The sequence below is a fragment of the Candidatus Hydrogenedentota bacterium genome (assembly GCA_012730045.1).
GTDB lineage: Bacteria > Hydrogenedentota > Hydrogenedentia > Hydrogenedentales > CAITNO01 > JAAYBR01.
Genome location: JAAYBR010000099.1, coordinates 1 through 15,924 on the forward strand (window position 1 = coordinate 1; position 15,924 = coordinate 15,924).

A 15,924-nucleotide genomic window follows, 5' to 3' on the forward strand; every position below is an offset into this window, starting at 1 on the left:
TCAGCCAGACCAAATCCCAGACCGGCACGATGGAGTTCCTGCCCTACGGCGCCCGCCACACCGCCACCGGCACCCTGCCCCACCACCAGTTCACCGCCAAACCCTACGACACCGGCACAGGGCTCTACTATTTTCCCTACCGGCACTACTCCCCCGCCATGGCCCGGTGGACCGCACCCGATCCTGAGGGGCTAGCGGATGGGCCGAATGTGTATGGGTATGTCAGAGGCCGTTCAATTACGCACAATGACCCTATGGGCGAAATAATGTTAAGAATTCCGCCGACAGGACCAGACAGCAAGGATGATTGTATATCTGGCTGGAATAGATGTATTGATGCAGGGATACCACCGTTTCGCTGTTCCCTGTGCCTTAATAAATGTACTGCGCAGGCAAAATGGCCAAGGTGGGTACCAGACTGGCGTGGATGTGATCGCTGGTGTGGACCCGGTCCGAAAGCAAGATCGCCCAGAAGGACTAGCAAATAATGCTCTTCGGACATGAAGAAGAGACGGCTCTGGATGTATATTATCGGTATGCCTACATGGAGATACAACCATACTCCGAGTACTTCCAAGCGGCAACAGATGAACTCCTCCGAAGAGGAATTCACCATGACCAGAAAAAGTCAGCATCTCTTTTGATGGATTTATATCATCGTCGTTCGAATCTCTCAAGCGATAGAGAGGAATTACACCTTTTTCTGGCTTGTAGTCGGCACCCATCAGCAATTGACACGTGCTCGATGGAATACCTTGTTAACGCAAGGCTGCAAGCGACAGTCTTGGATGAGGTGTTTTTCATGGAAGAACCAACAATACAAATCGCGTGGCTTCCTCATATTGCGGACAATTCATATTGGGTATTTCAAACTATTCAGGATCTGCACGGGCGCGGCTGCTCAAGAGATGAAGTTCTTTCGTTGATGGATGGAAGAGAACTGCGTCTTTTTAGGTCTTTAGATGTCGTTGGCGACTTATTGAAGGAGTGCGGCCGGTTCATGACTGATGATGGCGCATCGAATTATGCGGAATTAGCACATATGGCTTGGTTGCCAAGGTTTGTATTATGCGACACCCTATTGAATGGGCTTGGCGTGTTGCTTTCCGAATCGTCTGACGGTATACCCAAGGGTGTCGTCCAATCAATTGTGGTGGGTTGCATTATTGATTACTCGCAGTCTATTCGGAAGGCGCGCGATGAACTGTTTTCGTACGCAGGTAAAGTGATAGAGCCATCTCCCGAGACAAGGCCCATAGAAACAGTGAATGAGCTTATTGAGACATATTGCAGTGTAAGCCATTCAATTCTTCGACATGTATTTAATCACGAGGGCGGTGTATATGAAGAGTCTCTTGCGCGCCTTGATGCAGTGGTTAATTCATTATAGCGAATAGGAACACAGGGGTTATTACGAACCCTCACCCTGTTGTCGCTTCCGTGTTCGGTTGTCCTGCGGCGACCTCCGCCGGTAATGCTGATATGATTTTTTTTCGAAAACAGTTTCTGGCGGCGGCGGGGCGGTTCCTGTGGTTTTCCGGACGCGGGGGTCCGAAGAGGACACAGAATTGCGCAGATGGGAGATGGGGACGAAAAACGTGCCCGTTGGGCGTTTCGTGTTCCCGGGAGGGGGGATGCGCTGAGGACGACAGGGAGGCGTATCCTGGGCACGCCGATCTCCTGATCGGCCTCCTCAAGACCGGCCGATCGGGAGATCGGCGTGTCCACGGGGGGGGAGAGGGGTGATGGTTGGGTGGGTGGCAGCGGAAGATTTTTCGCCCCTGCGGGACGGAATCCGCCCCATGCAATCCCCCCGCGTCCCGCTGGAGTGCCCATCGTGTGATTCGTATAATGGCCGGTGCGCCGGGACGCGGGGTTCCGGCGACAGGAAAGGGCCGGGCGATGCGCGCGTTTGAGGACATTCTCGGGCTGCTGGGGCAGATTCCCCTGGTGGACACGCATGAGCACCTGTGGGAGGAGTCGCACCGGATCGGGGCGCTGACGGAACCGGAGAAGTACGGCCGCATCGCCGCGCCGGATTTCGGGATTCTCCTGAGCCATTACACGGACTCGGACCTCTGCTCCGCGGGGATGCCGTCCGACCTGCTCCAGAAGATCACCTCGCCCTCCCTCTCGCCGAAGGAGAAGTGGGAGATCATCGCGCCGTGGTATCCCAAGGTGCGCAACACGGGCTATTTCCTCTGCCTGCGCGAGTCGCTGCGCCTGCTCTACGGCGAGACCGACCTGACGGCGGACAATGTGGAGTCCGTGTCGGCGCAGATCCGCGCGGACATCCAGCCGGGCTTCTACGACCGCCTGCTGCGCAAGGTTTCGAACATTGACTACTGCCACGTGAACAGCCTCGAGGGCGAGGTGTTCATGAAGACGGAGATGCCGGACCTGCTGGCGCAGGACCTGAGCTTCGTCGGCTTCTGCACGCTGGACGGCTGGGAAAAGAAGGCCGAACTGGCGGACATTTCCGTGGACTCCCTGAAGGACTGGCACAAGGTCATTGACTGGTGCTTTGAGCAGTACGGCCCGCAGGCGGTGGCCCTCAAGAACCAGATGGCCTACGGCCGCCGCCTCGACTTCGCCCCCGTGACGGCGGGCGAGGCGGAGAGGCCCTTCGAGCGCCTGCTGGCGGACGGGAAGGACCTCACGGCCGACGAGCGCAAAATGGTCCAGGACCACCTGTTCCATTACTGCCTCAAGAAGGCGGCGGAGTACCACCTGCCGGTCAAGCTGCACACGGGCTACTACGCGGGCCACGGGTCCATGCCGCTGGAGCGTGTCCGCCAGAACGCCGGGGACGTGTGCGGGCTGCTGCGGGCCTACCCCAACGTGCGCTTCGACCTCTTCCACATCGGCTACCCCTACCAGGACGAGTACATCGCCCTCGCGAAGCAGTACCCCAACGCGTGGGTGGACATGTGCTGGGCGTGGATCATCAGCCCCGAGGCCTCGCGGCGTTTCCTCGCCGAGTTCCTGGTCACCGCGCCGGCAAGCAAGGTGTTCGTCTTCGGCGGCGATTTCATCCCCGTGGAGATGGTGCCCGGCCACGCATCCATCGCCCGCCGGGGTGTGGCGCTGGTCCTGCGCGACCTGGTCGAAAGCGAATGGCTCGCCGAGGCCGACGTACCCGACATGGCGGAGCGCCTCATGCGCGGCAACGCCCACGAGTTTTTCAAACACCCCGCGAGGGGATGACCCTTTCCGGAGAACCCCATGCACGCCGACACCTTCGCCGCCGCGGGCCTTCTGGCCGCCTGTCTTTTCTTCGCCGCCACTCCGGGAGCCCGGGCGGCCGAACCGCTCACGGTGCGCACGGCGCAGTATGAGCTGCGCCTCAACGGCGACACCGGGGACCTGGAGTCCTTCGCCGCCAACGGCCGCGAACTCATCCTGGCCTGCGGCGCGCCGCGCGCCCTGTTCACCCTCCGCTTCCGCGCCGCCGACGGCGCGCCGACCGACCTGTCCGCCCTGTCGGCGCGGGCCTTTTCCGCCGCGCGCGAGGAGGCGGACGGCGAGACGCGCCTGATCCTCGCGTACACGGAGCTGGACGGGCGGCCGGTGGATGTGCGGGTGACGGTGCGCTGCCCCCACAACGAGCCCACGACCTACTGGTCCCTGTCGCTGACCAACGGCACGGGGCTCCGGCTGGACCATATAGACTTCCCCACGGTGGTCACGCCGGACGACCTCGTGGCGACGGGCGGCGACGCGCGCGTCTTCTGGCCGGGCATGGAGGGCGTGGTTGTCGAGGACCTGTCCCTGCGCGAGGGGTTCTGGTGGAAGTGGCGGCCCATCGAGCATCCGACCATGGGCTGGATCGGCCTGTACCCCTCGTCCTGCCCCATGCAGTTCATGGCGTACTACGGCCGCGACGCGGGGCTCTACCTCGCCGCGCACGACCCGGAGAGCCACCCCAAGGGCGTCGAGTACCACCCCCACCCGCAGGGCGGCATCTTCCTCGACTACCGGCTCTTCCCCGGCGGCGTCATCGCGCGCGAGTACGCCATGCCCTATGAGATGGCCCTGGGCGCCTTCACAGGCGACTGGCACGACGCCGCCGAGCGCTACCGCGCCTGGCTTGAGACGTCGGCGATGCCCCGCCCGCCCCGGCTGGCGGAAAACCCCGCCCTGCCGGACTGGTTTCAGGAGTCCCCCATCGTGGTCACCTACCCGGTGCGCGGCACGAAGGACCTCGGCGACATGGCGCCGAACGAGTATTACCCCTACACGAAGGCGCTCCCGGCGCTGGAATCCCTGTCCAGACAGTTCGACAGCAGGGTGCTCGCCCTGCTCATGCACTGGGAGGGCAGCGCGCCGTGGTCGCCGCCCTACGTCTGGCCGCCCTACGGCGGCACGGAGGATTTTTCCAAGTTCGTCGAGGCCCTGCACGCCGCGGGCAACCTTGCGGGACTCTACGCCAGCGGCACGGGCTACACCATCCGCAGCAACACGGACCCGTCGTTCACGAAGGAGGAGGAGTTCGGGGACCTCCACCTCGTGGACATCGTTGCGCGCGCGCCCGACGGCACGCCGGCGGAAAACGGCGTCTGCGCCGGGCCCAACGCCCAGCGCATCGGCTACGACATGTGCCCGGCGAACGAGTGGGTGAAGGACACGGTCGCCCGCGAGGTCGCCAAAATCCTCCCCTCCGGCGTGGACTACCTCCAGTACTTTGACCAGAACCTCGGCGGGGCCTGCTACCGCTGCTACGCCGCGACCCACGGCCACGCGCCCGGCCCCGGCCTGTGGCAGAACGCCGCCATGGCGGACATCTACCGGCGCATCCAGGAGCTGGTCGCCCGGAGCGGCCGCAGGGTGCTCATCGGCTGCGAGGCCGCCGCCGCCGAGCCCTTCATCCCCTACCTGCTGTTCAACGACAACCGGTTCCACCTGAACCTGCACGCCGGAACGCCCGTGCCCGCCTACGCCTACGTCCACCACGAGTACCTGAACAACTTCATGGGCAACCAGAACGGCGTGAGCGCGTTTGTGGACATTCCCCGCTCCCCGCTCAACCTGCACCAGCGCGTGGCCCTGTCCTTCGTGCAGGGCGACTTCCTGACGGCGGTGCTCAAGGGCGGCGGGAAGCTCTGCTGGGAGTGGGGCGGCTCGTGGGACGCCGAGGGCCCGGACCATGACTCCGTGGCGGCGCTCATGCGCAACCTGAACACCTGGCGGCGCGGCGCGGGCAAGCCCTACCTTCTCTATGGCCGCATGCTCAAGCCCTTCCCCGTCACCGGCGATTACGAGATTCCCGTGGTCACCCCCCGGGACCAGCGCATCCCGTTCCGGTCGGTGTTCACCACCCGCTGGCAGGCGGGAGGCAAGACCGCCCAAGTGCTGGTCAACTACACGCCCGAGGCCCAGCGCGTGACCCTGCTCTGCAGGGAGGCGGCGGGCCGCGCCGTGCTGTTCACCGGCCCCCGCGCGGCGGGGACCGAAGCGCCCAAGGCGGGCGCGGACGGCCTGACGCTGGAACTTTCGCCCCTCAACGCCGTATTGGTGGAGTGGGGGGAGTGACGGCGCGGCGGGCCGCGCGGCGGTTTGAGGGTTTTCCGCCCGGGACGGGCAGGGAGGACGATGCATGACCAGCCGTTTCTTTGGGTTCCGCCGGGCCGCGTGCGCGGCCCTTGCCCTCCTGCTGTGCGCCGCCGCGGAGGCCCAGACGGTCCGGCTGCGCGCCGGACAGCGCACCATCACCACGGACCGCTACCAGGTGGTGGTCCAGAAGAACGGCCAGGTCAACGTGGCTTTCCCCAACGGCGAGCTTCTCTGCGAGAACGCCCTGCCCGCCGTGCTGTTCGCGGGGGAGGAGGAGGCGGAGTCCCTGGGACTGCGCGCCGGGGACGCCGAGCGGATGACCGTCTCGGACCCCCTCGGGCAGGGCCAGGGCTTTATTTTCTCCGGCGAGGACGGTGAGTGGCACCTCCGCACCTACCCCGGAAAGCCCTTCCTCACGGTCAAAATGGTCTACCGCAACACGGGCAAGAAGCCCGTGCGCGTGGCGCGGCTGTCGCCGTGGACCGTCGGAACGCTCCGCAAGGGCGCGTGCATCCTCGGCCCGCAGGCCGCCCAGACCCTCGTGCTGGACAACGGCTCCCTCTTCCGCGACTTCAACGACTACGCCAAGGTGGCGCGCGGCGGCGCGGAGCATGCCGGGTGGAACCTGGCCGCGCACAACCCCGTCTCGGGGCGCACGCTGATCGCGGGCTTTCTCACCCACGACCGGGCGTGGACCGAGCTGTCCCTGACCCGCAGCGAAGAGGCCGCCGAGAACGCCTTTGACCGCCTCGCCTGCGACTGCGTGTACGACCCCCCGCTGGAAGTGGCCCCGGGTGGCGAGCTGGCCTCGGAAACCCTCTATCTCGCCGTTGCCGAGACCAACCCGCTGGCGGGGCTGGACCGCTTCGGCCGGGCGGCGGCGGCGGTCAACGGCGTCCCCGGCGCGCCCGCCTTCCTCCCCCACGGCTGGGATCCCTGGAGCACAAAGCTCCACAAGAACATCACCGAGCAGAACATGCTTGAGAATCTGGACGCCCTCGACCGCACGCTGAAACCCCACGGCTGGACGCATTTCGCCCTCGATGCGGGCTGGGAGCGGGAGGTGGGCGACTGGGAGGCCCATCCGGAGAAGTTTCCCCGCGGCATGAAGTTCATGGCCGACGAAATCCACCGACGCGGCATGACCGCCAGCCTGTGGCTCAACCCCTTCGCCGTCGCCCGCGGCAGCCAGACCGCCAGGGAGCACCCCGACTGGCTCGTGGAGCCGCGCCCCGGCGTGGGCAGGATGCTGGTCGGCGGCGACACGCTGCTCCTCGACGTGACCAAGCCGGAGGTGCGGGAGCACATTGCGGGCGTCGCCCGCCGCATCACGGAGGAGTGGGGCTACGACGCCATCGTCGAGGCCGACTTTGTCTATTTCCTCCTCATGGCCAAGCCGAACCCCGGCGACAACCTGACGGACGTGGAGCGCCTGCGCCTGGGCATGGAGGCCCTGCGCGCCGGCATGCGGAAGGGGGCCTTCCTCCTCACAATGACCCCGCAGCCCGTGAACGGCGCCCTGGCGGAGGGCGTGCGCACGGGCCGCGACTGCGACCCCGTCTGGAAGTCCGACAACCTCCAGAAGAACTGGGGCGCCGTGGACACCCTCACCAACACGATCCGCCGCTTCTATGTCGCGCCCCATCTCTACCTGCCCGACCAGGACTGCGCCTTCTTCGGCCACGAGGAAACGATGAAACGGTGGAACGCCCTTGACAAGCCGCGCCTCACCCGCGACCAAAGCGGCGCGTGGCTCACCGGCGCGGCCCTCACCGGCGGGGTGGTCAAGATCGGCGACGCCTTCGCCGACCTGACGCCGGACCAGGTGGACATCCTGCGCCGCCTCCTGCCCGTGCCGCCGAACCCCGCGCGGCCCGTGGACCTCTTCCAGGAGGACGCCCCCGCCGTGTGGTTCCTGCCCCTGCGCAACGGCGATGAGAGGTGGTATCTCCTCGCCCTGTTCAACTGGGCAACCGACGCCCCGCGCACCCACGACCTCTCCCTGTCCGCCCTGGGCCTGGACGCAAAGGCCTATCACACCGTCTATGACTTCTGGGCGGGGCGCTACCTGGGCCGCGTGGAGGGCGCCCTCCGGGCGGAGACCGCCCCCGCCGGCGTGCGCCTCTTTGGCCTGCGCCCCGACGAGGGCCGCCCCCAGTTTGTCGCGTCGGACAACCATCTCTGCATGGGCGCCCTCGACCAGCGCGGCCTCGCCTGGGACCCCGCCACCGGCATGCTCAGCGCCGCGTTCAACACCGTCGCGGGCACCCCGTACACCCTGACCTTCCTCTGTCCCGAGCCGTGGCGGCCCGGGGAGGCCCTGGTGAACGGCGCGCCCGCGCCCCTGGCGCAGGACGGTCCCGCGGTCAGCCTGCGGTTCACCTCCGCAGAGACCGGGGAGACCCGCTGGTCTGTGGCCTTCACCCGCTGACCCCCCGGCGGGGAATGGAACAGGCCCCCCCCGGGTGTTACCCCCATATCGGGGCGTGGGACGACCCCGGAACCGGAGGACAACAGCATGGCCTCTGTTACGCTCATTTACGGGACCACCATGGGCTCCACCGGCGAGGTGGCGGAACTCCTCGCGCGCGAGCTGGGCAATGTGGACGTGCGCGATGTCAGCAGCGTGGCCCCGGACGATTTCCTCGCGGCGGACCTGCTGGTGCTCGGCACCCCCACCTGGGACGACGGCGACCTCCAGCAGGATTGGGTTTCTTTCCTTCCCAAAATGGACGGGATGGACCTCGCCGGCAGGAAAGTGGCGCTGTTTGGTCTCGGAAACGCCTTCAGTTTCCCCGGCCAGTTCGCCAACGGCCTGGGAAAGCTCTACCGAAAAGTCGTCGAATGCGGCGCGACGGTCGTCGGTTTCTGGCCCGTGGACGGCTACACCTTCCACGCGTCGGACGCCGTGGTGGACGGGCGCTTCTGCGGCCTGGTCCTCGACCAGGAAAACGACCCCGCGAAGACCCCCGAACGCGTCCGGGCCTGGGCCGCCCAGATCCGGGGGGAGTCCGGGCTGGCATAGCCCCCTCCCCTTTCCGCAGCCCGAAGCCGCGCAAAGATTGACTGGGCGGGGGATGGCTGGTATACTGTCTTCCCCTGCCGGGACGGGCTGTCCATTCCGGCGGAAAGGAAGCACTGTCCGGCCCCCATGCCGGCAACCATGCGGCGGGCAAGAACCAGCCACGCCGTAATCCCACTACAGAGGGGAGGTTGAGCATAAGTGACCAAGGTTCGCGTAAAGACCGATGAGCCCTTCGAGAAGGCCCTGCGGCGCTTCAAAAAGAAGTGCAACAAGGAAGGCCTGATGCAGCGGCTCAAGGAACTGACCTATTTCGAGAAGCCTTCGGACCGCCGGCGCCGCCGGCTGGCCAAGGCCATCTCCCGCGCCGTCCTGGAGGAGACCTGAGCGGCGCGCACGGCATGCCGTTTATCCACGCGTTTTCGGAAGCCTCCCGCGACGGGAGGCTTCCTTTTTGCTGTCCGGCCCCGCCCGCTGAAACTCAACAACGGCGGAACGGGTCGGACTGGCGGGGCGCGCGCCCCGCGCGCTTCCGGCGCGGCGACTCCCGCCGGAGGCTGAACATCAACCCAGTCAAGGAGCCGAGACCATGAATGTCCGCATCCCCGCCCTGCTTCTCCCCTGCGCCCTGATCGCGGCCGCCGCCGCGTTTGCGGCCGACCCTGTCCCGCCGGTCAAGGTGGGCGTGTTCCCCCAGGAAGTCGCGCGTGCCTACGCCGGCAAGGACGGCCTTCCCGGCGCCGTGCTCGGCGTCACCCTGGTGGACGGCGTCCCCGTGGTCCGCTGTGACGGCGGTTCCTTCGCCCTGCGCGACGGGAAGTTCGCCCCCTCGGACCATGCCTGGACCCGCCTCGCGGTGGTGCCCAACGCCGGCGGATATGCGCTCCTCCGGCCCGGTGCAAAGGACGCGCTGCCGGAAAATGCGCTGGAAATGAACCACTGGACCGCGGACGCGCCCGAACCCGCCGTGCTCGGCGGCCCTGCGGGCCTCTTCGTGCGCCGGGAAGACGGCGCCTATGAGAAGACCGTGGCGGATGACGGCCTGGGCCGGCTCTGGGGCACGTCGGACGTGCGCGGCGTGGCCGTGGCCGCCGACGGCGCGCTGTGGTTCGCCACGCGTGCCGGGCTTGCCCGGCGCGCGGACGGCCAGTGGTCCTTTTACACGGGCGCCGAAGGGCTGCCCTACGATGACATCACCTGCCTCGCCGCGGGCGGCGACGGCTCCCTCTGGGCGGGCACCACGCGCGGCGCGGTGCGGTTCAAGGACGGCCACTGGGCCTACCGCCAGGGGCGGCGCTGGCTGCCGGACGACACGGTGACCGGCATCGCCGCGGACGGGCAGGGCCAGGCCTGGGTCGCCACGAAGAAGGGCCTGGGGTGGATCGGCCACCAGCCCATGACCCTGTGGGAGAAGGCCGCCTTCTACGAGGACGAGATGGAGCGTCTCATCCGCCGCACGGAGTATGGCTACGTCTCCGAGGTGGGCCTGAAAACGCCGGGGGACAAGAGCGAGGTCATCCTGACGGACAGCGACAACGACGGCCTCTGGACCGCCATGTACGGCGCGGGCGAGTGCTTCGCCTACGGCGCCACCAAGGACCCGGCGGCCAAGGACCGCGCGAAGCGCGCCTTCGAGGCCCTGCGCTTCCTCCAGAAGGTCACCCAGATGGGCGACGTCAGGCCGCCCGAGGGCTACGTGGCGCGCACCATCCTGCCGGGCGACGGCCCCGACCCCAACGAGGGCCGGCTGGAAAGCGACCGGCGGCAAAAGGCGGCGGGAGACAGCCTCTGGAAGGTCTACGAGCCGCGCTGGCCAAAGACCGCCGACGGCAAGTGGTACTGGAAGAGCGACACAAGCAGCGACGAGCTGGACGGCCACTACTTCTTCTACCCGCTGTACTACGAGCTGGTCGCGGACACGGACGAGGAGAAGGCGCGCGTGACGGAGGTCATCCGCAGCCTCACGGACCATCTAATCGCCAACGGCTTCCGCATGATTGACCACGACGGCACGCCGACGCGCTGGGCCATCTACGACCCGGCGTCCCTGAACAACGATCCGAACTGGTGGTCCGAGCGCGGCCTGAAATCCATCAGCATTCTCGCCTACCTCGCCGCGACGGAATTTGTGACGGGGGACGCGAAGTACGGCGAACTCGCCCGCGAGCTGGTGGACAAGCACGGCTACGGCCACAACGCCATGCGCTACAAGACCCACTTCGGCCCCGGCTCCGGCAACCAGTCCGACGACGAGATGGCGTTCATGTGCTACTACCTCTTCATGCGCTACAGCAAAGACCAGGCGCTGAGGGAGCAGATGCTCTACTCGTTCTACTCGGCCTGGACGATGGAGCAGCCCGAGATGAACCCCTTCTTCAACTTCTGCTACGCCCCCTTCGGCACGGGCGCCACGCACACGAACCCCTGGGGCACCCACGCCATCGGGCCCTGGCCCGGATGGCTGGACGACGCCGTCTTCACGCTGAAGGACTTCCCCCTGGACCGCGTCGGCTGGGGCCACCGGAACAGCCACCGGAAGGACCTGCGGCTGCTGCCCCGCCAGCAGGCTGCGGAGCCCTACGAGCCCGCCGGACGCGTGCGCGGCAGCCGCAACAACGGCAAGACCCTTCCCGTCTCCGAGCGCTTCTTCCACCACTGGAACACCGACCCGTGGACCCTCGACTACGGCGGCCGCGGAACCACCCTCGGCAGCGGCACCGTCTTCCTCCTGCCCTACTACATGGGCCTCTACCACGGGTACATCGAGAAGGACTGACCCCCCGCGAACACGGCGCGCCGCCCGGAATCCCCGGGCGGCGCGCTTCGCGTTCAGGCGGTCAGCGAGGCGCGACGGAGAGGCGCTCCCGCAGGTACCCGCCCGCAAGGTATTCCGCCCACACCCGTGCCACCACGTCGTTGCCGAACTCACTCAGATGCCCGTCGAGGGGATAGTACAGCTCGCCCTCCGTATCCGCGGCGCGCAGCGCCTCCGCCACGGCCACCCTGGGAATGCCCTCTGCGTCCAGGAAGGCGTCGAGGCGGCGGAGCCCCTTCATGCGCTCATAGCCCACGGACGGGTAGTATCCGGTAAGCTCTTCCCACGGGGCGTCCGACACTTCCTCACGGAGGGGTATGCTGTACGCCATGAAATCCACCCCGCGCTCCCGGCATTCGTCGCGCATTTGGAGGATATGCTCTTTCATGATCTCCAGCCCCTCCTCCAGCTCGGGATACCATTCGGCAAGATCCACCTCAAGCGTGTCGGGACGGTCCTCGGACGGCCGGTAGGACTCCCGGACCGGAGAGAACAGGCGCAGCGACTCCAGGAAACTGCGAATCCAGGGTTTTCCCGTGGACCGGCGAACTGTCTGGTACACGCGCACGTTCCGCAGCATCCAGCGCTCCGCCCGCACCTGGGGCAGGCTGCCAAAACGGTAGTCCCGGAGCGTGCTGTGCCAGTCCTCGTAATAGGCCCGCTGGCGCTTGCCCACCACCCCCAGCGCGTTGTCCACGTCGTTGCTGGGGAAGAGCTGCAGGATCACCAAGTCCGGCTTGAGCGGCAATATCCGCTCCCGAAGCATGCCCAGTTCCTGAAGCACCCCGCCGCCGCCAACACCGCAGTTGATCACCCGGATATTCGCGTCCGGCATCTCCGCCAGGATTCTTCCCTCAAGGAGGCGGGAAATGCAGTTCTCCTCGGCGACTGCGGAACCCATGGTGAATGAGTCGCCCAGCATCGCGATGCGAAACTCCCCTTCCCCCTTGGGCGGAAGCAAACGCTCCCGGATGCCCTGTTCGGAAATGACCATGGGTATGCGGCGCTCTCCGCCGTCGGAGAGGGGAACAACGTTTGTCGTGCTGCCCCCGGGCCGCAACAGGAAAAGGTACCTTGGGTCTGGCTGAAAGGCGCCGGACGGGCCCGCCTCAGCAAAGAGAAGACGCGCGCCGCCCTCAAGCAGAAGAAGGGAAAAGGCCAGGGAAAGCAGGAGCAGGACCAGGGTGAGCCGGGCAGTGCCAGCCAACAGCCTTTCTCCTGGGGGGGCAAAAGATCCCAGGCGCCGGCAGAGAAGGAAATACATGCACCCCAGCGCCAGGCAGGCGGGGATCGAAGCGGAACGAAGCGCAGTGCCGCACAGCGCCCCGGCGACAACCAGCACACAGACGGCTCGTGCCCGAAGCGCCCAGGGCGGCGGAAAGGACACGCCGGCCAGCAGTCCGCCCCCCATGCCCGGAAGACGCCGCGCCCAGGGCAGCGACACCGCCGCGACCAGCACAAGCGTGGCCGTCGCAGGGGGCACTTTTGCCCACAGGGCGAATCCCACGCCGAACACCTGCAGCGCCGACACCACGGCAGTGACCAGGAGTGCGGAGAGGCCCGCCGCCGGGGGGGATGCCAGAAGAAAGCACAGGAACAGCGCCGTCGGCAGCCACCAGGACCATCCCAGCTCCAGCCAGATGAAGACGAGCAGGACCGGGGCGATTCCCTTCAGCAACCACCCCCTGTCGCCTCTTGCCACGCTCATTCCGGACCCACCTTTCCCTTCTGACCATCGCGGTTCGCAAGCGGTGTTTGTCCACCCCGACGCCAAGTCTATCAGGCATCCGCGGGCGGCGGCAACCCCCCGCGGCTGCCCGCCCATTGACAGGCCCCCGCAGGGCCGGGGATAATGGTGCCGGGCTGCGGGGACGGCCTGCGGCATTGGGGAACCGGGACGGAAGCGCGCGCGCATGAACAGACACTGGGTGGTCATGGCCCTCGGTCTCGCCGGGGGCATCGCCCTTGGGGGGAGGCTTCCCCCCGGTCCCGCGGCTTCCCTGGGCACCGCCGCCTTCTGCTGGGGGCTTGCCCTGGTTTGGACCGCCGGGCGCATGCCGCTGCGCGACGTGGTTGCCGTGTTCGGCTGCTGCGCGGGCGCGGGGATTCTCCTTCTCCCTTTGTCCGCGCCGCCGCGCGAGGGGGATGCCCTGGCGCGCGCCGCCCTGCGGCACAACGGCGCCCTGTGCACGCTGGAGGGAACGGTGCGCGACGCCCCCGCCATGATCCCCCCCGGCGGCCTGTGCCGCTTTGCGCTGGACACGGAAACGGCGCGGGTCGGAGGGGGCGTCCTGCCGGTGGCGCCGTCGCGCTGCCTCGTGTACTGTGCCGCGCCGGAGTTCCTGCCGGTGGACGGGGACCGCGTACGGGTCACGGGTGCCCTGGACCCCGTCTTGTCCGGCGTGAACCACGGGGTGCCCTCCTATGAGCAGGTCATGCGGCGGCGGGGCGTGTTCTCCCGGATCACCGCCAAACCCCGCGACCTCCGCCGGCTGGGGGACGCCGGGGCGGGGCTTCGGTCCCTGGTCTGCCGTCTGAGGCAGGCACAGGCCCGCGCCTTTCTCCGGGCGCTTCCGGAATCCGCCGCGCCCTTTGCGCTTGGAGTCTGGCTGGGAGAGCGCACGGGCATGGACCGCGAGACAAACCTTGCCTACGTCCATTCGGGAACGGTGCACATCCTCTCGGTGTCCGGCATCCACGTCGGGCTGGTCTATCTGGCCCTTTCCTTTCTCGCGGGGCTGGCGGTGAAGTCCCCGAAACGCCGCGCCGTCCTGGTCCTGGCGGGGGTGTTTGTCTTTGCCCTGGCGGCGGGGGCGCGCCCGGCCACCCTGCGCGCCGCCTTCATGGCGGCGGTCGTCGTCTGCTACGACCTCTTCGACCGGGAACCGGACATCCCCTCGGCCCTGGGCATTTCTGCGGTGGTCCTCCTTGCGGCCAACGCCTCCTCGCTCTTCGACGCGGGCTTTGTGCTCAGTTACACGGCCATGGCGTCCCTGCTGCTGTTCCAGCAGCCGGTGGCGGAACGTCTGGGGCGGCTTCCCCGGGGACTCGCCAGCGCCGGCGCCACCGGCGTCTCCGCGCAGCTTCTCACCGCCCCCGTGGCCGCGGGGTATTTCCAGGTGCTTCCCCTGGCGGGGCTGCTGGCCAATTTGGTGGTGGTGCCCGTGCTGGGGCTGGTGTTGTGGCTGTGCCTCGCCGTGTCCCTGCTGGCGCCCGTGCTGCCCGGGCTCGCCCCCCTGCCGGGACACGCCTGCGCGCCCCTCATCGCCCTCATCGAGGCCGTTGTGCGGGGGGCGGGAAACATGCCGGGGGGGCACGCCGTGGTGCCGCCGCCGACGGTGCCCGCGCTCCTCTGCTGGACCGCCGGATGCCTCCTGCTGCGCCAGGTGCTCCTCGCCCGCCCCTCCCCGCGCCGCAACGTCTCAGCGGCCCTGGTTCTTTTCGCCGCCGCCCTCTTTCTTTGGCGGCCCGGATACCCGCCGGGAACGGTGGATTTCCTGGACGTGGGGCACGCGGACGCCGCGTTTCTCATGACTCCTGAGGGGGGCACGATGCTGATAGACGGGGGAAACCGGGTGGCCAACGCCGATTCGGGACGGGACACGGTGGCCCCGTTCCTGCGCGCCCACGGCGTGCGCGAAGTGGACGCCGTGGTGGTCACCCACGCCGACGGCGACCACATCGGAGGCGTGTTCCACATCGTCGAGAACTTCCCCGTCGGCGCGGTCTGGCTGGGCCCGGAGCCGGTGAAACCGGAGGCGCTTGAGGATGACCTGATCCATCTTTGCGAGGAACGGGGCGTCCCCGTGCGCCGCGCGGCCGCCGGGGAGAACATCCCGCTGCCGGGCGCCCGGGTGGACGTGCTGCACCCGCCCGCAGGCGGGCTCCCGGGCGCGGAGGCAAACGACAACTCCCTGGCCCTGCGCGTGTCCTGGGAGGGGCTGTCCGTGCTTTTCGCCGGGGACATCGAGCGGCGGGGGGAGCGGGCCCTCGCCGGACAGGACTGCGCAGCGGCGGTGCTCAAGTCCCCGCATCACGGGTCGGCCACCTCCAACAGCGGGGAGCTCCTGCGGGCCGTCCATCCCAACGCCGTGGTGGTCTCGACCCGCCGCACCTCGCGCTGGCGCGCCGTGGGAAAGGGGGTGATGGAGACCTTCGCGGAGCACGGCATCCCCGTGTGGCGCACGGACTGGCAGGGCGGTGTCCGCCTGCGCGCGGAGGACGGCGCGCTGGCGTTCACCGGCGCGCGGGAGCGGCTGGGATACTCCCTGAAGCCGCCCGAGCCGAACGACCTGCCGGTCCCCCCCTGACCGGCCTTTTTTTGCGATACAGGGACAGTGAATATGTCGGTATCGCTGTCATAATGCACTCATTCGGTCTCCCTACGCCGGATACAACCGAGACCCGTGCAAGCGTGCGCAGCCCCACCGCCAATTCCTGCGAACTCCTATCGCTCGTGTAGACATCATGTGCACATGCTGTATACTGCCAGCCCGTTTCCCGTCGGCCGGAAGCGTACATCGAAAACCTCGAT

General features: G+C 67.4%; 10 protein-coding genes. 9 read left to right on the plus strand and 1 reads right to left on the minus strand.

Translation table 11 applies throughout. The annotated features are described in order from the left end of the window. From GXY15_10145 to GXY15_10180, 8 genes are all read left to right on the plus strand, one after another. Positions 1-488 (plus strand): RHS repeat-associated core domain-containing protein (locus tag GXY15_10145; GenBank protein ID NLV41571.1); only part of this gene is annotated, 488 nt, incomplete at its 5' end. Next, a complete protein-coding gene (locus tag GXY15_10150) occupies positions 488-1,390 on the plus strand; it encodes a hypothetical protein (GenBank protein ID NLV41572.1) in 903 nt (300 codons plus the stop codon). The genes GXY15_10145 and GXY15_10150, both read left to right, overlap by 1 nt. A 512-nt stretch (positions 1,391-1,902) precedes the next feature. Continuing rightward, positions 1,903-3,207 (plus strand): amidohydrolase family protein, encoded by a 1,305-nt coding sequence (locus GXY15_10155; protein ID NLV41573.1) that lies wholly within the window; start codon positions 1,903-1,905, stop codon positions 3,205-3,207. Between the two features lie 18 nt (positions 3,208-3,225). Further along, entirely contained in the window at positions 3,226-5,532 is a 2,307-nt protein-coding gene (locus GXY15_10160) for a hypothetical protein (protein ID NLV41574.1), read from the plus strand. 64 nt (positions 5,533-5,596) lie between these two features. Next, entirely contained in the window at positions 5,597-7,984 is a 2,388-nt protein-coding gene (locus tag GXY15_10165; GenBank protein NLV41575.1) for a hypothetical protein, read from the plus strand. An 87-nt stretch (positions 7,985-8,071) separates the two neighbouring features. Next, the gene (locus GXY15_10170; protein ID NLV41576.1) at positions 8,072-8,578 is read left to right on the plus strand and encodes a flavodoxin; all 507 of its coding nucleotides are present in this window, start codon (positions 8,072-8,074) and stop codon (positions 8,576-8,578) included. A 198-nt stretch (positions 8,579-8,776) separates the two neighbouring features. After that, positions 8,777-8,962: a 30S ribosomal protein S21 gene (gene rpsU / locus GXY15_10175; GenBank protein ID NLV41577.1), complete on the plus strand. Its 186-nt coding sequence runs from the start codon at positions 8,777-8,779 to the stop codon at positions 8,960-8,962. 202 nt (positions 8,963-9,164) lie between these two features. Continuing rightward, complete coding sequence (locus GXY15_10180; GenBank protein NLV41578.1) at positions 9,165-11,351, plus strand: hypothetical protein; 2,187 nt, start codon at positions 9,165-9,167, stop codon at positions 11,349-11,351. A 61-nt stretch (positions 11,352-11,412) separates the two neighbouring features. Here GXY15_10180 and GXY15_10185 read toward each other — a convergent pair whose 3' ends face one another. Next, positions 11,413-13,098: a hypothetical protein gene (locus GXY15_10185; protein ID NLV41579.1), complete on the minus strand. Its 1,686-nt coding sequence runs from the start codon at positions 13,096-13,098 to the stop codon at positions 11,413-11,415. Positions 13,099-13,303: 205 nt separating this feature from the next. On the opposite strand from GXY15_10185, the gene GXY15_10190 reads away from it, so the two are divergent. Next, the gene (locus tag GXY15_10190; protein ID NLV41580.1) at positions 13,304-15,700 is read left to right on the plus strand and encodes a DNA internalization-related competence protein ComEC/Rec2; all 2,397 of its coding nucleotides are present in this window, start codon (positions 13,304-13,306) and stop codon (positions 15,698-15,700) included. The last annotated feature ends 224 nt before the right edge of the window (positions 15,701-15,924 follow it).